Source organism: Neorhizobium tomejilense, assembly GCF_964254135.1.
GTDB lineage: Bacteria > Pseudomonadota > Alphaproteobacteria > Rhizobiales > Rhizobiaceae > Neorhizobium > Neorhizobium tomejilense.
This window is the reverse complement of record NZ_CAXUSO020000001.1, coordinates 476,351-497,175: the sequence shown is the minus strand read 5'-3', so window position 1 is coordinate 497,175 and position 20,825 is coordinate 476,351. Positions and strand designations below refer to the sequence as shown.

At 62.2% G+C, this 20,825-nt stretch carries 20 protein-coding genes and 1 pseudogene; 9 read left to right on the top strand and 12 right to left on the bottom strand.

What is annotated here, in order from left to right:
- Window position 1 precedes the first annotated feature (1 nt).
- Window positions 2–313: a helix-turn-helix domain-containing protein gene (locus ACSQ3G_RS02420; RefSeq protein WP_105418773.1), complete on the bottom strand. Its 312-nt coding sequence runs from the start codon at window positions 311–313 to the stop codon at window positions 2–4.
- Window positions 314–378: 65 nt separating this feature from the next.
- Window positions 379–999 (bottom strand): pyridoxamine 5'-phosphate oxidase, encoded by a 621-nt coding sequence (gene pdxH / locus ACSQ3G_RS02415; protein ID WP_436108914.1) that lies wholly within the window; start codon window positions 997–999, stop codon window positions 379–381.
- A gap of 64 nt (window positions 1,000–1,063) precedes the next feature.
- On the opposite strand from pdxH, the gene ACSQ3G_RS02410 reads away from it, so the two are divergent.
- The 4 genes from ACSQ3G_RS02410 (at window position 1,064) to ACSQ3G_RS02395 (ending at window position 4,530) form a co-directional block, all read left to right on the top strand.
- On the top strand, window positions 1,064–1,522 hold the full coding sequence (locus ACSQ3G_RS02410; RefSeq protein ID WP_046664537.1) for an RT0821/Lpp0805 family surface protein: 459 nt from the start codon (window positions 1,064–1,066) through the stop codon (window positions 1,520–1,522).
- Window positions 1,523–1,796: 274 nt separating this feature from the next.
- Window positions 1,797–2,951, top strand: coding sequence for a DnaJ C-terminal domain-containing protein (locus ACSQ3G_RS02405; RefSeq protein WP_436108913.1), 1,155 nt, complete (start codon window positions 1,797–1,799; stop codon window positions 2,949–2,951).
- Window positions 2,952–3,101: 150 nt separating this feature from the next.
- Entirely contained in the window at window positions 3,102–3,920 is an 819-nt protein-coding gene (fabI, locus tag ACSQ3G_RS02400) for an enoyl-ACP reductase FabI (protein ID WP_436108912.1), read from the top strand.
- Between the two features lie 22 nt (window positions 3,921–3,942).
- Window positions 3,943–4,530 (top strand): histidine phosphatase family protein, encoded by a 588-nt coding sequence (locus ACSQ3G_RS02395; protein WP_436108911.1) that lies wholly within the window; start codon window positions 3,943–3,945, stop codon window positions 4,528–4,530.
- 57 nt (window positions 4,531–4,587) lie between these two features.
- On the opposite strand, the gene ACSQ3G_RS02390 is transcribed toward ACSQ3G_RS02395, so the two are convergent.
- On the bottom strand, window positions 4,588–4,848 hold the full coding sequence (locus ACSQ3G_RS02390; protein ID WP_436108910.1) for a DUF1344 domain-containing protein: 261 nt from the start codon (window positions 4,846–4,848) through the stop codon (window positions 4,588–4,590).
- Window positions 4,849–5,146: 298 nt separating this feature from the next.
- On the opposite strand from ACSQ3G_RS02390, the gene ACSQ3G_RS02385 reads away from it, so the two are divergent.
- The 5 genes from ACSQ3G_RS02385 to ACSQ3G_RS02365 all read left to right on the top strand — a co-directional run bounded on the left by ACSQ3G_RS02385 (window position 5,147) and on the right by ACSQ3G_RS02365 (window position 11,305).
- Entirely contained in the window at window positions 5,147–8,308 is a 3,162-nt protein-coding gene (locus ACSQ3G_RS02385) for a bifunctional diguanylate cyclase/phosphodiesterase (protein ID WP_436108909.1), read from the top strand.
- 134 nt (window positions 8,309–8,442) lie between these two features.
- The gene (aroC, locus tag ACSQ3G_RS02380) at window positions 8,443–9,540 is read left to right on the top strand and encodes a chorismate synthase (protein WP_046664542.1); all 1,098 of its coding nucleotides are present in this window, start codon (window positions 8,443–8,445) and stop codon (window positions 9,538–9,540) included.
- 12 nt (window positions 9,541–9,552) lie between these two features.
- On the top strand, window positions 9,553–10,653 hold the full coding sequence (gene ribB, locus ACSQ3G_RS02375) for a 3,4-dihydroxy-2-butanone-4-phosphate synthase (protein WP_436108908.1): 1,101 nt from the start codon (window positions 9,553–9,555) through the stop codon (window positions 10,651–10,653).
- Window positions 10,654–10,742: 89 nt separating this feature from the next.
- Window positions 10,743–10,991 (top strand): BrnT family toxin, encoded by a 249-nt coding sequence (locus ACSQ3G_RS02370; protein ID WP_436108907.1) that lies wholly within the window; start codon window positions 10,743–10,745, stop codon window positions 10,989–10,991.
- Window positions 10,988–11,305 (top strand): BrnA antitoxin family protein, encoded by a 318-nt coding sequence (locus tag ACSQ3G_RS02365; protein ID WP_105401988.1) that lies wholly within the window; start codon window positions 10,988–10,990, stop codon window positions 11,303–11,305. The genes ACSQ3G_RS02370 and ACSQ3G_RS02365 overlap by 4 nt, the downstream gene beginning before the upstream one ends.
- Before the next feature lie 6 nt (window positions 11,306–11,311).
- Here ACSQ3G_RS02365 and ACSQ3G_RS02360 read toward each other — a convergent pair whose 3' ends face one another.
- The 9 genes and pseudogenes from ACSQ3G_RS02360 to ACSQ3G_RS02320 form a co-directional block, all read right to left on the bottom strand.
- Window positions 11,312–12,313, bottom strand: coding sequence for a Gfo/Idh/MocA family protein (locus ACSQ3G_RS02360; RefSeq protein ID WP_436108906.1), 1,002 nt, complete (start codon window positions 12,311–12,313; stop codon window positions 11,312–11,314).
- A gap of 195 nt (window positions 12,314–12,508) precedes the next feature.
- Window positions 12,509–12,722, bottom strand: a pseudogene (locus ACSQ3G_RS02355) (mannonate dehydratase); the annotation flags it as partial.
- Window positions 12,723–12,815: 93 nt separating this feature from the next.
- Window positions 12,816–13,883 (bottom strand): ABC transporter ATP-binding protein, encoded by a 1,068-nt coding sequence (locus ACSQ3G_RS02350; protein ID WP_436108905.1) that lies wholly within the window; start codon window positions 13,881–13,883, stop codon window positions 12,816–12,818.
- Window positions 13,884–13,887: 4 nt separating this feature from the next.
- A complete protein-coding gene (locus ACSQ3G_RS02345; RefSeq protein ID WP_436108904.1) occupies window positions 13,888–15,114 on the bottom strand; it encodes an AGE family epimerase/isomerase in 1,227 nt (408 codons plus the stop codon).
- Between the two features lie 8 nt (window positions 15,115–15,122).
- Window positions 15,123–16,016 (bottom strand): carbohydrate ABC transporter permease, encoded by an 894-nt coding sequence (locus ACSQ3G_RS02340; RefSeq protein WP_436108903.1) that lies wholly within the window; start codon window positions 16,014–16,016, stop codon window positions 15,123–15,125.
- Window positions 16,013–16,900, bottom strand: a complete 888-nt coding sequence (locus ACSQ3G_RS02335) for a carbohydrate ABC transporter permease (protein ID WP_105401991.1) — start codon at window positions 16,898–16,900, stop codon at window positions 16,013–16,015. The genes ACSQ3G_RS02340 and ACSQ3G_RS02335 overlap by 4 nt, the downstream gene beginning before the upstream one ends.
- Window positions 16,901–17,020: 120 nt before the next feature.
- Complete coding sequence (locus tag ACSQ3G_RS02330; RefSeq protein WP_436108902.1) at window positions 17,021–18,328, bottom strand: ABC transporter substrate-binding protein; 1,308 nt, start codon at window positions 18,326–18,328, stop codon at window positions 17,021–17,023.
- Window positions 18,329–18,416: 88 nt separating this feature from the next.
- On the bottom strand, window positions 18,417–19,688 hold the full coding sequence (locus tag ACSQ3G_RS02325; RefSeq protein ID WP_436108901.1) for a neutral/alkaline non-lysosomal ceramidase N-terminal domain-containing protein: 1,272 nt from the start codon (window positions 19,686–19,688) through the stop codon (window positions 18,417–18,419).
- Complete coding sequence (locus ACSQ3G_RS02320) at window positions 19,685–20,824, bottom strand: N-acetylglucosamine-6-phosphate deacetylase (protein WP_436108900.1); 1,140 nt, start codon at window positions 20,822–20,824, stop codon at window positions 19,685–19,687. Before ACSQ3G_RS02320 ends, ACSQ3G_RS02325 begins: the two co-directional genes overlap by 4 nt.
- Between the last annotated feature and the right edge of the window lies 1 nt (window position 20,825).

Below are 20,825 nucleotides of genomic sequence, written 5' to 3'. Positions count from 1 at the left end.
ATCAGGCCGCCTCAACCACCTCGCAGATCACCCTATGCTCGGCGCTGAAGGACGGCTTCAGGCGAACGCCGAGCTTCGCAAGATAGCCGATCAGCTTGTCTGCCGAGAACAGATGTATCTTCCCGCGCATCAATTCGCTCACGCGCGGTTGAGGAATGTCGAGCGCCCCGGCGATATCCGCCTGCTTCCATTTCCTGTCTTCGAAGATGGCGATCAGGGTCGTCAGCAGGTCCGAGCGAAACCGTAGGTCGGCAGCCTCGATCGGATCCTCCGTGACTGCGTCAAAGATATTCTCAAAGACCAGGCGTTCCATCTTCGACCTCGATATACGAATTTCCGTATAATCTAGATGCTAACACATGCCTGGTCAATGACAGATCACGGATACATCCGCACCTTTTCCCACGGGCCGTCTGCGACGGCGCGGCGGAATTCGATGCGGTCGTGCAGGCGGAACGGGCGGTCGTGCCAGAACTCGATCGACAGCGGCTTGATGCGGAAACCGGACCAGTAGGGCGGGCGCGGAATGTCGCCGATCGCGTAGCGGGCGGTGTATTCGGCCACCGATTTTTCGAGCGCGAAGCGGGTTTCGAGCGGACGGGACTGTTTCGACGCCCAGGCGCCGATGCGGCTGCCGCGGGGGCGCGAGGCGTAATAGGCGTCCGCCTCGGCATCGCTCACCACCTCCACCTCGCCGCGCAGGCGAACCTGGCGACGCAGCGATTTCCAGTGGAAGCACATCGCCGCCTTTTTCTGGCCGAGGATCTCGCGGCCCTTCTGGCTTTCGAAATTGGTATAGAAGACGAAACCGTTTTCGTCATACCCCTTCAACAGGACCATGCGAACGTTCGGCATGCCGTTTTCGTCGACGGTCGCAACCGCAACGGCATTCGGATCGTTGGGTTCGGAGGCCTCGGCATCCTTCAGCCAGGAACCGAAAAGCGCGAAAGGCTCGTTCTCGGCGGTGAAGTCACCAGTTGTTAACCCGCTCTCAGACATATTGAATAAAATACTCCCAATCTCATGAAAAATGCCCGAGTTTTTCAGTCGGACAGGACGCACGGTGGTAGTGATAGCAAAGTCGAAGAGCCGCACAAAGAGGTCGTTTCTCCTCGGCAGACGGGCAGCCGCCCTCTGCCTTGCAGGGCTTTCGCTTGCCGGTTGTACCAGCAGCCTCGATCTCTTCGGAAGCGCGCCCAAAGTCGACCGCTCGATCGCGACCGGCACCGTGCCTAGCGCGTCTCAGCCTACCGGTGCGACGCTTTCCGACGAGGCGACGGTGCGTAACGCCGTCTCCTCGGCCGATCTTGCCAAGGTCGGAGCGGCCTCGGTTCCGTGGGCGAATACCACGACCGGCAGCGCCGGCGTGGTCTCGCAAATCCGCGAGGCTCGCAACGGCGAGCAGATTTGCCGCGCCTTCACCACCACGCGGCATTCCTACGAGGGTATCGCCATGTTCTCCGGCCAGACCTGCCTGACCGGCAGCGGCGACTGGATGCTGACGGCCTTCGACCGCCAATAGTCGCGGCCGCCCCTCCCCCAAAAAACCGACGCGTTGCAAAATCCGTTTCAGGCATTTCCGTGAAAACCAGCGGAAACCATTCGTTTACCTTAACGACTAGGACTGGCGGCGGCGTAACCACTGATTCACAAGTCCTAACATAGGCTCGCCTGATGTAAGCAGTAATCTGCCCGGAACATGAGGAACCGGCCGATGGCTGTCGGAGTTGTGACGAGTATCGGGGGTCCAAGGATCAAGCGGGGGCCCGCCGTTTCAAGTAACCGGTGGTCCCACAATGCGTGATCCCTATTCTCTTCTCGGCGTGAAGCGCAATGCCGAGCCCGACGAAATCAAGGCAGCCTGGCGCGCCAAGGCCAAGACCGTTCATCCCGACCAGAATCAGGACGATCCGTCTGCGACGAGCCGTTTCGCAGAGATCGGCCAGGCCTACGAGGTCCTGAAGGATCCCGAGCGCCGCAAGCGATACGACAGGGCCGCCGAGATGCACCAAACCATCATGCAGCAGCGCAATGCCGCCCGCGAAGCCGCCGAGCGCGCCAAGGCCGCAAAGGCCAATGCCGAAAAGGTCATGGAAGAACTCGCCAAGACCAATGCCCAAAACGCCAAACCCCAGGGACCGGCGCAGGCTCGCGGCCAATCGCAAGCCCAGTCCCAGGCCCAGTCTCAGGCTCAGGCTCATCCCCAGAATCAGTCCGCCCCGGCAGGCGAGACGCCGGAGGACATGATCGAGCGTATCTTCGGCGCCGCGGCGGCCGACCAGGCAAAATCTCACACGGGCGGCTCGGCGCAGACCAACGGCGATTCGGCGGAAACAGCCAAGGCAGATGCATCGGGGAGCGAAAGACCGCCCCTGCCGGCGCTTGCCATCGACCTGATCGCCTCCATCGTGCGCCGCTTCCGCGGCACGACGCCTGCTCCCGAAAAGGCTCCGGATATTTCCGTCGAGGCAACGGTGACCTTGGAGGACCTCCTGAAACTCAACGCGGTCACGCTGAAGATGGCTGACGACCGCGAAGTGCGCCTTGTGCTGGAAAAAGGCATGACGGAAGGCCATGTGGCGCGGCTCAAGGGCCAGGGCCTCAAGCTCGCCGGCATGAAATCCGGCGATCTTCTCGCCTCGATCAAGGTTTCCCGCGACAGCCGTTTCCGCGTCGAAGGTTTCGATCTTCACACGACCTTGTCGATTTCGCTCGAAGACGCGGTGCTTGGCGGCGACGCGTCGGTCGAGACGCCGGAAGGCAACCGCAACATCAGCATTCCGGCATGGTCCGGTTCTGACCAGACGGTCCGATTGAACGGCTTGGGCCTTTATGACGATGCCGGCGGCCGCGGCGATCTCGTCGTCGAACTGCGCGTCGTCCTGTGGGAAAAACCCAACGAAAAGGTCACCGACCTGATGCGGCACATGCGTCACGGGCTGTATGTCTGACGGCATCGTCTAGTATGACAGTTTTGCGTCGGTATTCACCGCTAAGCACCCTTTGTTACGGCTACTAACACGAGATGATCCAAGTCTGCTTGAACCCTTGAGCCGCCTATGTCATAGGCAGCGTTCATCTAAGGTATCAGGGGACTATGAATGGTTCAGGCTTCCGGCCTCATGGCAGGCAAACGCGGTCTCATCATGGGCGTTGCCAACAATCGTTCGATCGCGTGGGGCATTGCCAAGGCCATCCACCAGCATGGGGGGGAAGTCGCGTTCACCTACCAGGGCGATGCACTCAAGAAGCGCGTTGAGCCGCTCGCCGCCGAGTTGGGCGCCTACATGGCCGGCCATTGCGACGTCGGCGACGAATCGACCATCGACGAGGTTTTCGACAATCTCGAAAAACACTGGGGCAAGATCGACTTCCTGGTGCATGCGATCGGCTTTTCCGACAAGGACGAGCTGACCGGCCGCTATGTCGACACCTCGGCGGACAATTTCGCCAAGACGATGCAGATTTCGGTCTATTCCTTCACGTCAGTCGCAAGGCGGGCGGAAAAGCTGATGATCGACGGCGGCTCGATGCTGACCCTCACCTATTACGGTGCCGAAAAGGTCATGCCGAACTACAACGTCATGGGCGTTGCCAAGGCGGCACTCGAAGCCAGCGTCAAATATCTCGCCGTCGATCTCGGTCCGAAGAACATCCGCGTCAACGCGATCTCGGCCGGGCCGATCAAGACGCTTGCCGCTTCCGGCATCGGCGACTTCCGCTACATCCTCAAATGGAACGAATACAATGCGCCGCTACGCCGTACCGTCACCATCGAGGAAGTGGGCGATGTCGGCCTCTACATGCTGTCCGACCTGTCGCGCTCCGTCACCGGCGAAACCCATCATGCCGATAGCGGTTACCATGTCGTCGGCATGAAGGCCGTCGATGCGCCGGACATTTCGGTCATCAAGGACTGATGCTGTTCCAGGGACGTCTGCCGTGCTCATCTACATGATCCGCCACGGGCAGACGGACTGGAATGCCGAAGGCCGGCTCCAGGGCCAGCAGGACATTCCGCTCAATGCGCTCGGCCGTTCTCAGGCAACGCGGAACGGCGAACGGCTGCGCGAGATGATCGGCGCGGCGGACGGGTTTCGCTTCATCGCCAGCCCCCTGTCGCGGACCCGCGAAACCATGGAACGGCTGCGTACCGCCATGGGCCTCGATCCCCTCGCCTACGGAACCGACGAACGGCTGATCGAGGTCTCCTTCGGCGACTGGGAGGGCCATACGCTTGAGGAAATCAGCCATGTTTCTCCGGAGCGACTGGTCGCTCGCGCCGAGCAGAAGTGGAGTTTCATCCCGCCGGGGGCGTCTGCCGAGAGCTATGAGATTCTCTGCTGGCGGATCGGCGCCTGGCTGCAATCCCTCGACGGTCCGACCGTCTGCGTCAGCCATGGCGGGGTGATCCGCTCGCTCTTCCGGCTGATCGGCAACCTCGACGAGGACGAGGCCGCCACCGTTCTGACCCCGCAGGATCGCATCCTCGAGGTCGATACCTGCAATAACCGGATACAATGGCTCTGATCTGCGCCAACCCTGCGCATCGGATATTCTAAATTATACTTTGCTAAATCTTCAGTATTACTGGACGATCTGAAGGTCATCGACGACGCGGTTGCCATCGACAACCGTGTAGAAGACCAGCACTTTGACGCCCGCCTTCAGGCCTTCGAAATTGAACTCCTCGGGCACCCTATAGGTCTTTCCGTCGTCCAGCGTGAAGTTGAGCGCCTTCGCGTCCACGGCCTTGATCGTGGCTTCGACATCGGCACTTTGCGCCCAGCTGTTGAGGGGCGAAAAGACGCTGGCCGTGGCAAGCAGAGCAGCAATCAGGATGCGCATGGTCGAAAGCCTTGATGAGGTCGATGATGTCTCGTTTCGACGCACAGATAGCCTGCTGATTGTGGCGAAAATCGCCCGGCACCATGACATTTTCCGTATAAGTAATGAGCTGATAGTTAACGCTTTTCGAGAACCGAATGCCATCTTGCGGCTGAGCCAGTCACACCACCGAAATTATTCAAAGTATTCGTACAATAAATCGCGCCAAAGTTTGTAGGGTGGGATGAAAGCGTAAATTAACCCCCGCCCCATAGGCTGTTCCGTCATGCCACAGGGGTTAATAAGAAGGTTCGCGCGCGTGAGATTCTGGCCGTCGTCCGGTTCCAAGTCACTGCGCCTGGGGCGCAGCACCAAGACGCCGACGGCAATCGCGTTCATTATCGCCCTTACGGTGATCTCGACCGGCGTGATCGTCGACCAGCGTTATACCGAGGGTTTTCGCAGCGACCTTCGCGCGACGACGGAAAACGTTGCCGGCCTGCTGGCGCGGCGCCTCATTGCACGCGTGGAGACCGACACCACCGCGGCTCGCCATCTGGCTCACGCCCTGAGGGAAGACGCCGAGGGCTCGGTTGATGGGTTCAAGCATTACGTCGACAAGGAACTTGGCGAGGCGACGCATTTTGCCGGTGTCGCGGTCGCGCCCAATTTCGAGTTTGCCCGGGTCATCACGCGCGACGGCATTGCCGGCGGTACGCCACGCAGGATCGGCAGGATCGATGTTCCCCGCCTTGCAGCCGACCTGAAATCCGTCAGCGGACGGAACCGTGTATCGCTGCTGAGCGGCAGCCAGGAGGGACACCTGACCCTGGTCGTGCCGGTACCGAAGGAAGAGGACGGCACCGACCTGTGGGGCGCCATCGCCGTGCTGATCGACAAGCAGGGCCTGATGGAAGCTTCCGGCGTCACCTTCTCCCCCGCCACCGCGACGAAACCGAACCTGATCAATCTCGAGTGGCTGAACGTTGTCCTGCGGGACGTGGACCGGCCGGAATATTTCGCCTTCTTCGGCAATGATTCCATCGAGGACCAGTCTCCGATGAAATGGACGGTGCCGATCAGCGGTGCCAACTGGACGCTTCTCGCCGCTCCTCGTTCCGGCTGGGACATCGTGCCGCCCAATCAGCTCGGGATCCGCCTCGCCCTCGTGATTGCCGCACTCGCGGTGATCGTGCCGATCTTCATCGCCACCTCGCTGATCTCGGAGCGCAACCGCAATATCGACGCGCTGAAGGCACGTGAACTCAACCTCATCGAACTGTCGCAACGCTTCAACCTTGCCATGGAAGCCTCCAATATCGGCATCTGGGAGGTGACGGGCAACGGCGACAGTCTCTTCTGGGACAACCGAGCCGCCGGGCTGCACGACAAACCGGCAGCCAGCGAGGGCAATCGTCTCTACGACTGGCTCGGATCGATCTATGCGCCCGATCGGACGGCCGCGGAGACACATTTCCTCGACTGCGCCTCCAGCAACATGCCTTGCAGCGAGACCTATCGCGTGCAGTTGCCGGACGGCACATTGCGATACCTGAGGTCGGCGGGTGCAAACTATCGCAATGCCGACGGTACGCTGCGCACCACCGGGATTGTCTGGGATGTCACCGGCGACGTTGTATTGACCCAGACGCTGCGCAACGCCAAGGAAAATACCGACATCAAGAACGCCGAACTGGAGCTGGCGCTCGATGAACTGTCGAACCGCGAGCAGGACCTGGAAGAGCTGTCGACCAAGCTGGACCTCGCGCTCGACTCCTATAACTGCGGCATATGGGAATCAAACCCGGCAACCCGGGTCGATACCTGGGATGCCCGCATGTGCCAGCTGCACGGCATCCCCTTCACCAACGGCTTCGTCCGGGTCGATGACTGGATCGAACTTATCCATCCCGACGACCGGGAGCTTGCCAAACTCAGCTCCTATCATTTCACGGAGAACTTCCGGCCGGATCCGCTGGTCGTGCGGGTGCCCCAGCCGGATGGCTCGATCCGCTACATCCGCTCCATCGGCAAGATGCACAAGACGCGCGACGGATCCAAAAAGGTGGTGGGCATCGCCTTCGACGTCACCCAGGATGCGATCCTGACCAGCGAACTCAAGGCTGCCAAGGACGAGGCAGACGCGAAGAACGCAGAACTCGAACTCGCCAAAAGCCGGATAGAGCACAATTCCCTGCATGACCCGCTGACACTGCTGGCCAACCGTCGCAAGCTCGACATCGAACTCGACCGGCTGTCGCGCTCCAGCTATACCGAGCGCCAGAAGTTCTCGATCCTGCATCTCGATCTCGACCGCTTCAAGCAGATCAACGACACGCTCGGCCATGCGGCGGGCGACGCGATGCTCGTGCACGCCTCGCGCATCCTGTCGCGCAACGTTCGTGGCAGCGATATCGTCGCGCGTATCGGCGGCGACGAATTCGTGATCCTCGCCTCCGGTAATTCCGGCGCCGAAGAGATAGGCCAGCTCGCCCAGCGCATCATCGCGGAATTTCACCAGCCGATCGATTTCGAAGGTTTCGCCTGCCGCTGCGGCGTATCCATCGGCATCGCCCAGGCAAGCGGCATGAACGTCGATGCGCGCCGTACTCTCGTCAATGCCGATATCGCGCTCTACCGGGCGAAGGGCATGGGCCGCAACCGATACGAATTCTTCACGCAGAACCTGCAGGCCGAGATCGTCAGCCACAAACGCACTGCCGACGAGGTGCTGGCCGGCATCGACAACGACGAATTCATCGCCTTCTACCAGCCGCAGTTCGATGCCCGTACCAACCAGCTCACCGGTGTCGAGGCGCTGATCCGCTGGAACCATCCGCATCACGGGATTCTTGCGCCCGACCGGTTCCTGAAGATTGCCGAAGACCTCAATGTGTCCGCAGCGCTCGACCATATCGTGCTCCAGACGGTCTTAAAGGACAAGATGCGCTGGGCAGCGCTCGGCATCCGGATACCGAAGGTTTCCGTCAACGTCTCTTCGAAGCGGCTGCATGACGAGGCGCTGATCGACACGCTGCAGACGCTAGCGATCGTGCCCGGCGAGATCTCATTCGAGCTGGTGGAATCGATCTTCCTCGACGAGAGCGAAGCATCGGCGGCCGGCAATCTCCAGCGGATCAAGGAACTCGGCATCGATATCGAGATCGACGATTTCGGCACCGGCCATACCTCCATCGTCAGCCTTCTGAAGCTGAAGCCGAAGCGGCTGAAGATCGACCGCCAACTCGTCATGCCGATCCTGACCTCGCCGCAGGAACGGGCGCTGGTGCGCTCGATCATCGACATCGCCCGCTCGCTCGGCGTCGAAACGGTGGCGGAGGGGGTCGAGACCATGCAGCATGCGAGCCTTCTGCGCGAACTCGGCTGCGACCTGCTCCAGGGTTATGCCTTCGCCCGGCCGCTTTCGTTCGACGATTTCACCGCAGCCGCGCATGCGGGCTGGCGCAAGGCCGCGGCCTAGAGCCACCATTGTTCACCAACGCGGGCGCGACTGTTCTGCCAAGAAACACTTGTCGCCCGGCAACCTTTTCCATATGACAACCGCGTCAGAAGTTGGCGAAAGGCCAGCTCCGCCACAGCTGGTCCTGTAACGCCATGTCGCACAACACTTTCGGTCACCTTTTCCGCGTCACCACCTGGGGTGAAAGTCATGGTCCGGCACTCGGCTGCGTGGTCGACGGCTGCCCGCCCGGCATCCGCTTCACGCTTGCGGAAATCCAGGCCTGGATGGACAAGCGCAAGCCCGGCCAGTCCCGGTTCGTGACGCAGCGGCGCGAGGACGACATCGTCAAGGTGCTCTCCGGCGTGATGATGGATGCCGATGGCGAGACGATGATCTCGACCGGCACGCCGATCTCCATGCTGATCGAGAATACCGACCAGCGCTCCAAGGACTACGGCGAGATCGCCCGCCGCTACCGTCCCGGTCATGCGGACTATACCTATGACGTCAAATACGGCATCCGCGACTATCGCGGCGGCGGCCGTTCTTCGGCCCGCGAGACGGCAGCTCGCGTTGCCGCAGGCGCGCTCGCCCGCAGGATCGTGCCGGGCGTCCAAGTCCGCGCCGCGCTGATCCAGATCGGCAAGCACAGAATAGACCGCGCCAACTGGGACTGGGATCAGGTCGGCCAGAACCCGTTCTTCTGCCCGGATGCAGCGATGGTGCCTGTCTGGGAAGACTATCTCGACGGCATCCGCAAAGCGGGCTCCTCGATCGGTGCCGTGGTCGAAGTGATCGCCGAAGGCGTGCCCGCCGGCCTCGGCGCACCGGTCTATGGCAAGCTCGATCAGGATATCGCCAGCCTTCTGATGTCGATCAACGCCGTCAAGGGCGTCGAGATCGGCGACGGTTTCGGCGTCGCAGAGCTTTCCGGGGAGGAAGACGCCGACGAGATGCGCATGGGCAATGACGGCAAGCCCATCTTCCTCTCCAACCATGCAGGCGGCATTCTCGGCGGCATCTCGACCGGCGAGGCGGTGGTCGCCCGCTTCGCGATCAAGCCGACCTCCTCCATTCTCACCGAGCAGCGCTCGATCGACGTCGACGGCAACAATGTCGAAGTCCGTACCAAGGGCCGCCACGACCCCTGCGTCGGCATCCGCGCTGTGCCGATCGGCGAGGCGATGGTTGCATGCGCGATTGCCGATCACTATCTCCGCGACCGGGCCCAGACGGGGCGAAATCTCTAGGAAACAACACCCATGGCCTATGATCAGAAGCGCGTCGTCGATGCCCTCCGCGCATTCGAAGCCGGCGAAATCGTCGTCGTCACCGATGACGACGACCGCGAGAACGAAGGCGATCTGATCGTCGCCGCAGTCCACTGCACGCCGGACAAGATGGCCTTCATCGTGCGCCACACGTCCGGCATCGTCTGCGCGCCGATGCCGCGCGAGGAGGCCAAGCGGCTCAACCTCAATGCCATGGTAGCGGAAAACGACAGCGCCCATACGACCGCCTTCACCGTCACCGTGGACTTCAAGCACGGCACGACGACCGGCATTTCCGCCGAGGACCGGACGCTCACCGTCCGCAATCTCGCCAATCCGAATGTCGGCGCGAGCGATTTCGTGCGGCCCGGCCACATTTTCCCGCTGATCGCCCGCGAAGGCGGCGTGCTGATGCGCTCCGGCCATACGGAAGCGGCGGTCGACCTCTGCAGGCTCGCCGGCCTTCCACCGATCGGTGTCATCTGCGAACTCGTCAATGACGACGGCACCGTGACGCGCGGCCAGCAGGTTACCGACTTTGCCGCCAAACACGGATTGAAGCAGGTTTCCGTCGCCGACCTGATCGCCTATCGCCAGCGCAAGGAAACGCTGATCGTGCTGCAGACGTCGTTCGATGTCGAGACGCCGCATGGCAAGGCGAAGGCGCATGCCTATTCGCTGCCTTGGGACCCGATGCAGCATGTGGCGGTGGTCTTCGGCGACATCCGCGACGGCGTCGATATTCCAGTCCGCCTGCATCTCGAAAACGTCACCCGCGACGTGTTCGGCACGCAGCGCTCGGTCGATCGTTACATGGCGAAGATCGAGGAAGAGGGTCGCGGCGTGATCATCTACCTGCGCGAAGGTTCGGTCGGCGTCGGCCAGAAGGACCATGGCCGCAAGCTGCGCCAGGACCAGGAGGGCCATGCCGAAGCCCAGGCCCGCGAGAGCGAATGGCTGGAAATCGGCCTCGGCGCACAGATCCTCAAGGATCTCGGCGTCACTTCGATCAAGCTGCTGACCCGTAGCGAGCGCCACTATGTCGGCCTCGAAGGTTTCGGCATCAAGATCGCCGAGACGGTGATCTGCTGACCGCCCTCAATCCTTAGGGTTGTAAAAGGTTTCGTACCGTTCCATCGTCGTTCGTTGTCGGGCGGCGATTTTTCGTGTACGGATAATAGTTGAAGATCATTTGGGACGAAACGAAGCGGCTGGCGAATATCGAGAAGCACAATCTCGATTTCGCGGATCTTTATTTCGGGTTCTTTCTAACCTCGGCCATCGTGCCTGCAAGAAATAACCGGATGAAAGCCATTGGCCGCCTGAAAGACGGCGTAGTCGCAGCGATCTTCGTGAAACTCGGTGCGGAAGCGCTGTCGGTCATTTCGATGCGTCCCGCCCGAAAGGATGAAAGGAGCCTGATCGAATGAACATCAAGGCCCAGAAACAGAAAGAATTCCAACCCGGCCGTGGTTACACCAAGGAAGACTGGGATGAAGTCTCCGACAATCCTCCCTGGACGGAGGAGGAATTGAAGAGCGCCCGGCCCTTCAGGGAAGTGTTTCCCGAGATCGCCGCAAAAATGGAACAGGCGATCGCCGCTCGCGGCCGACCGAAGGTCGAGGCGCCGAAGGTGGCCGTGACACTCAGGCTCGATCCGGACGTGCTCGAAAAATTCAAGGCGTCCGGCAAGGACTGGCGCGCCAAAATGGCCGAGGAATTGCGCAAGGCAGCCGGCCTCTGAGACGGTCTACCGGCCGGCAGCCAGAATCTGCTCGATGAAGCGGTGCGCCTTGAGCGCATCCTCGCCGGTGACGCGCAGCGGTGCACCGGTTCGAACCGCATCGATGAAATTCCCGATCAGGGCCCGGTGCATCTCGTGGCCGAAGGCCATAGGATTGGCGCCGGCCCCGCTACCGGAATTCTGGCCGCCCTCGGTGACGCTGATGCCGTCCATGAAGGCGGCCTTCAGCGTATCGCCGGTCAGGACTGCCGTACCGTGGGTGCCGAGCAGCTCGATGCGTTCCGGCAGGCCAGGATAGGCGCAGGTGGTGGCGTTCAGCGTCCCGATCGCACCGTTTTCGAATGCGAAGGTCGCCGTCACCAGATCTTCGGTTTCCATCGCATGGATAGGGCTGGTGCGGACGAAGGACGAGACATCTTTCGGGGTACCGGCAAAGCTCAGCAGCAGGTCGATCGTGTGGATGCCCTGGGTCAGCAGCACGCCACCGCCATCGCGTGCCATCGTCCCGCGGCCTTCGACGTCGTAATAGCTTTGGGGTCGCCAGTTGCGGATCGCGACAGACGCCTCGATCAACTGCCCCAACCGCTCGGACTTGACGATCTCGTCGAGTTTCAGCGCCGCCGCGCGAAAACGGTTCTGCAGCACCATGGACAGCAACACGCCCGCTTGCCTCGCGGCGCGGACGATCGCCTCGGAGCGCTCGAACGAGATATCGAGCGGCTTTTCCAGCAGGATATGCTTTTTCGCCGCCGCGCAACGCTCTACGAGTTCCAGATGGCTGCTTGGCGGGGTGAGGATCAGCACCGCCTCGATCGTTTTGTCCGTAAAGATCGCATCGAGATCGCCGGTCGTAGGGATCGGGTATTGGCCAGCAAACGCTTCACGCCGGGCTGCCGTCTGGCTGAAAGCCGCAACGCATTCGATCCTGTCGGACAAATCGAGCAGGGCGCGAGCATGGTGCCCTGCCGCCATGCCGAGCCCGATGATCGCCACTTTCAACTTCGTCATAGTAACCTCCCGGTACACATAAAATATCGTTTGCGGCGAGCCGCCCCCTCATCCGCCTGCCGGCACCTTCTCCCCGCTGGGAGAAGAGACATGCCGAGCCGTCACCCCTCCTCCTCTCCCCAACGGGGAGAGGGTGGCCGAGCAAAGCGGAGGCCGGGTGGGGGGCCGCTTGTTCCGGCGTCCGCCAAGCAAGCCTTAACCCAAAACCTCAAGCGCCCGCATGATGCCGCGCAGTTTCCGCCAGGCCTTTCAGTCGACCGATGCAGGAATAACCGGGATTGACGCGTCTGCCTATGTCGTCGACGATCGCGTGGCCGTGGTCGGGTCGCATCGGGACGAGATCGTTCCCCGGATTGGCGCCGTAGGAACCTGTACAGAGCGTGATGCCGTTCGACGGTGACTTAATCGCGGCACCGGCCTGTTTCACATGCGAAAGCTTGACCGTGTCGTCCGGCCCGAACCAGCGCCAAGTCTGTTCCATTGTCGTCCTGCCTTATGCTTGTCAGCCGAGCCGCATACCGGTTGCGGCGTCGAAGATGTGGCTGTTGGTGGGCGCGAGCGCCAGATTGAGCACCTCGCCGGTCTTGATGAAAAGCCGCTCGCGCAGCTGCGCCGAAAATTTCTGGCCGTCGACCGTGCCCTGCACAAAGGTTTCCGAACCGGTCGGCTCGATATTCGTCACGGTCATCGGAATGCCCTCGTTCCCGGAGGCGATGGCGAGATGTTCGGGGCGGATGCCGTAGGTGACAGCGGTGCCGGAGGAAGCGGAAGCCTCCGGTCCAAGCGGCAGGCGAACACCGCTTCCGGTCAGCACGGACTTACCGTCATCAGCCACCTTGCCGGACAGGAAATTCATCGAGGGCGAGCCGATGAAGCTGGCAACGAAGGTGTTGACCGGCTTGTCGTAGAGCTCCAGCGGTGCGCCGACCTGCTCGACGATGCCGTCCCTCATCACCACGATCTGGTCCGCCATGGTCATCGCCTCGATCTGGTCGTGGGTCACGTAGACGGTGGTGGTCTTGATGCGGGCGTGGATGTCCTTCAGCTCGGCGCGCATCTGCACGCGCAGCTTGGCATCGAGGTTGGAGAGAGGTTCGTCGAACAAGAAGACCTTGGGGTTGCGGACGATGGCCCGGCCCATGGCGACGCGCTGGCGCTGGCCGCCGGAGAGTTGCTTCGGATAACGCTTGAGGTAATCGGTAAGTCCGAGGATACGCGCCGCATCATTGACCCGCTCGGCGATCTCCTCCTTGGATTTCTTGGCGAGCCGCAGCGAAAAGCCCATGTTCTCGGCAATCGTCATATGCGGGTAGAGCGCATAGTTCTGGAAAACCATGGCGATGTCGCGGTTCTTCGGCTCGACCTCGTTGATGACGCGACCGTCGATGCGGATCGTGCCGCCCGAGATGTCTTCGAGCCCGGCGATCATCCGCAACAGCGTGGACTTGCCGCAGCCGGAGGGGCCGACAAGGACGACGAAGGCGCCATCCGGCACATCGACCGACACGCCCTTGATGGTCTCGAAGTCGCCATAGGCCTTGCGGACGTTCTGGATTTCAACGGAAGCCATGTACTTATCCTGAAACTGTTCGGGTTCGGGGCTTCAGCCGATCTGCGGCGCGGATGGCGGCGAGCAGGCTGAGGCCGGTGTGGTAGCCCGGATCGAGATCCGGCGTGGCGGGCACGAAATCGACGGGGCCGTCCCTGGTCATCGTCTGGTAGGCGATCGGCGGTGTGCCGCGCCAGTAGCGCTCGAAGAACGCGGCGTGGGCGGCCTTCCAGACATCCAGGCTCGCAGCGCTGCCGGTGCGCTCGTGGGCGAGAGCTGCCGATCGGATGGTCTCCGGCAGCGACCACCAGGGACAATAGGGGCTTTGCGCCTCGCTGGTCTTAATGGACACCGTGAGCGTGATGCCCGGCCCGACGAAGCCCTTGCGGACGGATGAGACGAGGATGCGTTCCAGCGTTTCGATCAGTGCCGGATCGGCGGTGTCGTCGAGATAGTCGAGCGCGAAGCCGACGAACTCGATTCCGTGGCCGACATTGCATAGATCCTCGCCCGGCACGTTGCGCAACAAGCCGGTCGCGGCATCGTAATGCCTGTCGATGACATGGGCGATGAAGCGGTCGGCAAAGGCGAGACGCGCCGTGTGGCCGGCGCGTTTCAGCGGGCCTGCAGCACCGAGCAGGATCATCCGCGGGCCGAAATCATCGGGCTGGACGGCAAGGCTGTGGAGCGAGAGCGACCTGCGTTCGTCCATCTGGAAACGGCCGGTTTCGATGGCAGTTATCACACGGTCGAAATAGGCGAGGTGACCGGCTATATCCGGCAGGCCGTAGCGGCTCGCGGCTGCCACCAGCCCCTTGGCCACGAAGGCGTCGGAATAGGTATAGATCAGCGCCGGCTTTTCCTGAGCGTGGAGCACGTTGGACTGATCCGCATAGACGGCCTGCATATCTCGGTCATAGCAGAAATAGGTATGGCCATCCGGCTTCTGCAAGGCAGCCAGTAGGTCGTAGAGACGGCGGCCGGCGGTATCGAGCTTCTTGGCGAGGGGCGGCAACTCATTGTCAAAGAACTCCGCATGTCCGACCAAGGCTTCCAGCCCTCGCCCCTGGATCCAGCCGTAGGTGTAATCCGGGCCACGGATGCCATCCTCCGAACTGTAGTCCTTCAGCGTCAGGCTGTTCTGCTTGGTGTTCAAAAACCCGCCGCCGAGAATCGGCCGCTGCAGCATCCAGTAGAGCGTGCCGGCATTGGCCGCGGCATAGGTGATGCGGGCTTCTTCAAAGAAATCCATCGCCATCGTCACTCCTTGAGGCCGGTGCTGGCGACGCCCTGCACGAAGTTGCGGCGCAGGATGACGAAGAGCAGGATGGACGGAATGAGGACCGTGGCGGAGGCGGCGCTGAGGCGGCCGAGATCGACCGTGAAGCCGGTCTGGAAAAGCGCCAACCCGACCTCGATCGTATAGCTGGTGCGGGTCGTCGTGACGATCATCGGCCAAGCGAAGGCCGTCCAGGCCTGGAAGAAGGCGAGCACGGCGAGTGCGCCGAGCGCACCGCGTAAGAGCGGCAGCACGATATGCAGGAAGATCCAGAACTCGCCGGCGCCGTCGATACGGGCCGCTTCCAGCAGTTCGTCGGGGATCGAGTGGATGACGTTCTGGCGGATCAGGAAAATGCCGAAACTCATCACCAGATAACCGAGCAGCAGGCCCCAGACGGAGTTGAGGATGCCGAGGCTCTTGGCCTGGAAATAGAGCGGGATCATGTAGACCTCGAACGGCACGATGGCGGTTGCGAGGAACAGCGCGAAGAGGATGTTCAGCGTCCGGAAGCGGAACTTGCCGAAGATGTAGCCAGCGATCGCCGAGGTGGCGACGATGGCGATCGTCGACATCACCGCAAAGGCGATGCTGTTGGCGATCCAGCGCAGGAGCGGCGTTTCGCCGAGCACGGCGGAAAAATTGGCGATCGTCGGATCGCGCGGGATGATGGTCGGCGGCCAACTGAGCATTTCGGCCGGCGTCTTGAAGGCGTTGGCGACGAGGAAGACCAGCGGCAAGAGCATCAGGATCGAGACGACGATCAGGAAGACGTCGATCGCGAAGTTCATCACCCGCTTCTTGCGGCGCAGACGCACGCCCTCGGACAGTTCTTCGGTGGTGGGCTCGATATAGTCCACGGGATTGGTGGTCATGCCTTGCCCCTTTCCCGCAGAGTCGAGAACTGGATGAGCGTCAGCCCCAGCACGATGACCAGAAGCACGACGGCTTCGGATGCCGCGTAGCCGACGCGGTAATTGCGGAAGCTGTTTTCCAGCATGTCGAGAACCAGAACCCGCACCTGCCGTCCGGGCGCCCCTTGCGCATCGGAAGCGAGCACGAAGGCCTGGGCGTAGACGTTGAAGCCGGAAACCAGCGTCACGACCGACACATAGAGCGTGATCGGTTTCAGCATCGGGATCGACAGGTACCAGAAGCTCTGCGGGCCGGAGGCGCCATCGAGCTTGGCGGCTTCGTAAAGCGAGACCGGCAGGTTCTTGAAACCGACGATATAGATCAGCACCGCATATCCCAGCGCCTGCCAGGAGCAGAGCACGATGATGCAGATGACCGACAGGACCGGATCGAACAGCCAGGATTGCGCTGGGATGCCGAAGAAGGTCAAAAGCGCGTTGAGCGGCCCGAGGCGAGCGTCAAAAATCCATTTCCAGGCCATGGCGGCGGGAACCAGCGACACGACATGCGGAATGAAGATCGCGGTCTCGTAAAAACCTGCCATCCGCGAGCGGGTGCGATGGAAGATCAGCGCGGCGATGATCAGCGCCATCGGGATGGTCAGGATCAAGACGCCGAAGGCGATGATCGTGGTGTTGACCAGCGCATCGATGAACAGGTGGTCGCCCATCAGCTCGCGGAAATTGGCGAGGCCGACGAAGGGCTTGTTCTTCGACAGGATGTCCCATTTGAAAAGGCTGAGCCTCAGCGTGTCGGCGATCGGATAAAGCCGGACATAGGCAAAGATTGCCAGGGTCGGCAAAATCGCAAGGATCGCAAAAATCCATCTTTTGCGCTTCAGCATAGAGTTTTGGCCTGTAGACAGCAGGGTTCGGCCGCGGCGCGGGTCGGACCCTGGATCCCCGTTTAAGTGCCCGGAGCAATGATGCCCCGGGCCCATGCGATTGGCGAGTGGTGCCGGCGATTATTTCGCGCCCAAGCCTTCGCGGGTGAGGATGGTGTTCACTTCGTCGCTGGTCTTCTTGAGGAAGGCATCGATCTTGGCATCGTCGCCGGCAAGCGAGGCGTCACCGAAGGCGACGACGAGCTGGGCGGCAACGCGGGTCAGGATCTCCTCGATCGGGCCGATCGACGGCAGCGTGAAGAACTCATAACCCTTCGGATAATCGACGAAGGCGGCGAACGCCGGCTGCTTGGAGGTGACGGCCGAATAGTCGACGCCCGAACGATTCGGCAGCCAGCCGACGTTCTGGAGCAGCCAGACGAGGTTTTCCGGCGAGTTGGCCGCCTTTGCAAATTCCCAGCCGGCCTTGGCATCGGCACCCTTGCCGGCGACGTAGAGGTTGGTGGGCAGCGCGATCGAACCCTTCGGCAGCGGCGCGGTGGCGTATTTCAGATCCGGCGCCTTCTTGGCGATATCGCCGATCACCCAGGATTCGCGGATGAACATCGCGGTCTGGCCGCGCTCGAAGGCATCGGCGTCAGCCGGCATCTCTGGGGAGACCGTCTTGGTGGTGAAGATGTTGGTGAGATATTGCTTCAGCGCCTTGCGGCCCGCTTCATTGGCGAAATTGGGCTTCCACTTGCCGTCGCCGGCGGGGACCAGGATCGCGCCGCCATATTGATGCATGTTGATCCAGAATTTCTCGGCAATGCCCTGGCCGCCGCCCGAGAGGCGCATGCTCCAGCCGGAGACGGTGGCCTTGCCGGATGCGTCGCGCTTGGTCAGCTTTTCGGCATAGGCGGAATAGTCCTCCATGGTCTTCGGCGGGGCGGTCAGGCCGGCGGCCTTGAACATGTCGGTGTTGTAGTAGAGGGCGCCCTGGCCGCGGAAGAGCGGCACGCCGTAAATCTTGCCGCCCTTGCCTGCCGTATCGCTAAAGAACTTGTCGAAGTTCTTCGGATCCTTCACGAAGGTCGAGATATCCGCCGGGGCTTCCGGAAGAAGATCGTTTTCAAGGTAGCGGGTGGCGGTCGAACCGGAGAGCTCGATGACCGTCGTGCCGTCCTGGCCTCCGGTGAGGCCAAGCGCGACGCGCTTTTCATGCTCGCGAAGGGCGATCGCCTCGACCTTCACCTCGAGTTTCGGATAGGCGGCCTTCATGCCCTGCGCGACATGTTCATAGAACGGCGCCATTTCCGGATAACCGCTCCAGACCGTCAGCGTTTCGGCCGAAACGGCGGACGCGCCCGAGAGAAGGGCTGCGCCGAATGCCGCGCTCATAAGCAGCGCGCGGGTCGAAATCCTCGTCTTTGCTGATCTGTTTTTCATGTCCCTGTTCCCTTGTTGTTGTTAACAAAAAGCTCTCATGCAACCGGTTGCGTGTCAAGCATCGGATCGTTTCCGGCGGTCCCTTGGCTCATGCGGCCCCGCTTCCGCTGGAGGTCTCGTTGGCGAGCCGGATGGCGCAGGCCGCAAGCGTTTCCGCCGAGCCCGGCGCGAAGGTCGCCGCCAGGCCGTAATAGCGATGCGCCTCGTCCACCTCGTAGCCGCCGAACCGGAATTCGCCGGCCGGCGGGATGTAACCGGGATTGTCGTCGGCAAAGCCGATGACGAAGGCTGGCTTGTCCAGGCCGAGTGCAGCCCGGATTGTCAGCGCCGTCTCCGCAAAGATCTCGCCCGGCAGCGACACGATCGGTACACCGCCCCAATCGAGGACGGTCACCCGGGCTGCAAGCGGCTCGGGTTTAAGCGGCGCGATATCGCGTGCCCAATCCGCCCAATAGCCGAGCAGGCTTTTGCGGGCGGGTTCGACGTTCAGGGCCTCGTCCCGCCAGCGTTTTTCGAGGGTTTCCGGCGGTTCGGTCTCGCGGCACTCGACGGTGAGGCTGACGATCGCGTTGCGGGCGCTGACGGCGTCCGAAACCGGGTGTTCCGCGGCGCCAAGCGCCGCCTCGGCAATCTTGCGGCCGATCCGTTCGGCGGCAGCAAAGCTGCGGTCTGGGTTTTCCGCAAGCGAGATCGAGGCATGCGCGGAGTGGCCGGTATTGGCGTCGCCGACGCAGCCGGTCATGAACAGCGCAACAGCGCCCTGATAGGCTTCCTCCAGCGCCTGCCGCACGAAATGAGGATAATCGGCCGTCCAGAGGAGATTGTCGGCTGCCAGCACGACCGGATGGCAGGCATAGGCGGTGACGACGGCGATCATGCTGCCATCCGCTGCGCGGATGCGAAGGAGCGGCAGGAAAGTGTCCACGGGTCCGCCCGGATGGCGCCGATTGCGCGCAATCCCAGGATCACTTCCCTGCCCCACAGTGACCGTTGCCGGCCGGCGTGCGGCGGCGGCCTTGTCGATGGCGGCGACGCAGGCGTCTTCCAGCCGCTCCAGATAGGCCGGATCGGCAGCGATGCTGAGCCGTCCGGCCATGGAAACCGGACCGCCGTGATTGTGGAGCGCTGCGACCACGACGTTTTCTGCCGGCAGGACGCAGCGCTCGCGGATCCGGGCACTCGTCGCAGCATCGATGCCGATGACATCCGCAACGACGACGGCAGTATCGCCGACCACCACGGCACGCGCCGTCAGGGCGTCATGGGCGCCCCTGGCCGGCAGCGTGCGGGCCGCGAAGCCGGACATTGCAAGGCCGGGCGGCGGGGTGATATCGACGATGGCAACGCCGGCCCTGATCATGTGCAGGATGCCTTTTCGCCATGGACCCAGGTTTCGCGGATGGACAATTCCCGCTCGCCTTCCGACCATTCGAAACGGATCAGATCGGCCCGCGCGCCGACTTCCAGGCGCCCCCGTCCACCGACGAAACGGCCCGGATTTGCGGTCGCGAGGAGAAGCGTATCGGCAAGTGGAAGGCCCGCTATCTGCGACGCGATCGCGACATTGGCCGACAGCGGCAGGCTGGCGCCGGCGAGATAGGGCGTGCCGGCGACGCTGATGCGACCTTCGGCAGACACTTCGACGCGGCCGCCGACCGGCTGGTCGTAGATGCCTGGGGGCATGCCGGCGAGCGCCACCATGTCGGACACGAGGACCGCCCGGTCCAGGCCTTTGGCGCGCAGCATCGCCTTGAACGTGTCGGCCGGCAGGTGCCAGCCGTCGGCGATGAAGCTCGCCGCCAGCCGGTCGTCGGCAAGCTGCGCCCAGATGAAATTCGGATGGCGCGGCAGCATGGCGGCTGCGCCGTTGCCGAGATGGGTGGAGAGAACCGCACCCGCCTCCACCGCCTCGTGGATCTGCTCCGGCGTCGCGGCTGTATGACCGAGCGCCACGTGGACACCTCTGGCCGTAAGAGCGCGGATATAATCGACGCTGCCCTCATGTTCCGGCGCAAGCGTCACCATCGAGACCAGATTGCCGGAAGCCTGCTGCCAGCGGTCGAACTCTTCGATCGACGGCGGCCGGACATGCGCCAGCGGATGCGCGCCGCGCGGGCCATCGTTGTCGGAGATCGAGGGACCTTCGACATGTATGCCCGGGACCATTTCGGCGATCAGACGATGGCCGGCGCGGATTTTTGCGATATCGGCGAGGGCCTGAAGGAGAGAAGCCTCGGGCGCCGTGATAAGGGTCGGCAGCCAGGTTGTGACGCCGACGCTCAGCAGTTCCTCGCAGAGCGAGAGGAGGATGTTGGGAGTGACTTCGCCACTGTTCAGATCGAAGCCGCAATAACCGTTGACCTGCAGGTCGATCAGGCCGGCGGCGAGGTAGCGCGGACTGGTATTTTCCGCCGGGCGGATGGCGGTAATCCTGCCGTCGGCGATTTCGATCGCAAAACCTTTGCCGGTGCGGGGATCGATACCGTCGACGACCATG

Coding starts and splice junctions, on each gene's coding strand:
- ACSQ3G_RS02335 (WP_105401991.1), bottom strand. CDS start 16,900: ATGCTGAAGCGCAAAAGATGGATTTTTGCGATCCTTGCGATTTTGCCG.
- ACSQ3G_RS02325 (WP_436108901.1), bottom strand. CDS start 19,688: ATGATCAGGGCCGGCGTTGCCATCGTCGATATCACCCCGCCGCCCGGC.
- ACSQ3G_RS02345 (WP_436108904.1), bottom strand. CDS start 15,114: ATGGATTTCTTTGAAGAAGCCCGCATCACCTATGCCGCGGCCAATGCC.
- ACSQ3G_RS02365 (WP_105401988.1), top strand. CDS start 10,988: ATGAACATCAAGGCCCAGAAACAGAAAGAATTCCAACCCGGCCGTGGT.
- ACSQ3G_RS02330 (WP_436108902.1), bottom strand. CDS start 18,328: ATGAAAAACAGATCAGCAAAGACGAGGATTTCGACCCGCGCGCTGCTT.
- ACSQ3G_RS02350 (WP_436108905.1), bottom strand. CDS start 13,883: ATGGCTTCCGTTGAAATCCAGAACGTCCGCAAGGCCTATGGCGACTTC.
- pdxH (WP_436108914.1), bottom strand. CDS start 999: ATGTCTGAGAGCGGGTTAACAACTGGTGACTTCACCGCCGAGAACGAG.
- ACSQ3G_RS02360 (WP_436108906.1), bottom strand. CDS start 12,313: ATGACGAAGTTGAAAGTGGCGATCATCGGGCTCGGCATGGCGGCAGGG.
- aroC (WP_046664542.1), top strand. CDS start 8,443: ATGTCGCACAACACTTTCGGTCACCTTTTCCGCGTCACCACCTGGGGT.
- ACSQ3G_RS02320 (WP_436108900.1), bottom strand. CDS start 20,824: ATGGTCGTCGACGGTATCGATCCCCGCACCGGCAAAGGTTTTGCGATC.
- ACSQ3G_RS02390 (WP_436108910.1), bottom strand. CDS start 4,848: ATGCGCATCCTGATTGCTGCTCTGCTTGCCACGGCCAGCGTCTTTTCG.
- fabI (WP_436108912.1), top strand. CDS start 3,102: ATGGTTCAGGCTTCCGGCCTCATGGCAGGCAAACGCGGTCTCATCATG.
- ACSQ3G_RS02420 (WP_105418773.1), bottom strand. CDS start 313: ATGGAACGCCTGGTCTTTGAGAATATCTTTGACGCAGTCACGGAGGAT.
- ribB (WP_436108908.1), top strand. CDS start 9,553: ATGGCCTATGATCAGAAGCGCGTCGTCGATGCCCTCCGCGCATTCGAA.
- ACSQ3G_RS02405 (WP_436108913.1), top strand. CDS start 1,797: ATGCGTGATCCCTATTCTCTTCTCGGCGTGAAGCGCAATGCCGAGCCC.
- ACSQ3G_RS02340 (WP_436108903.1), bottom strand. CDS start 16,016: ATGACCACCAATCCCGTGGACTATATCGAGCCCACCACCGAAGAACTG.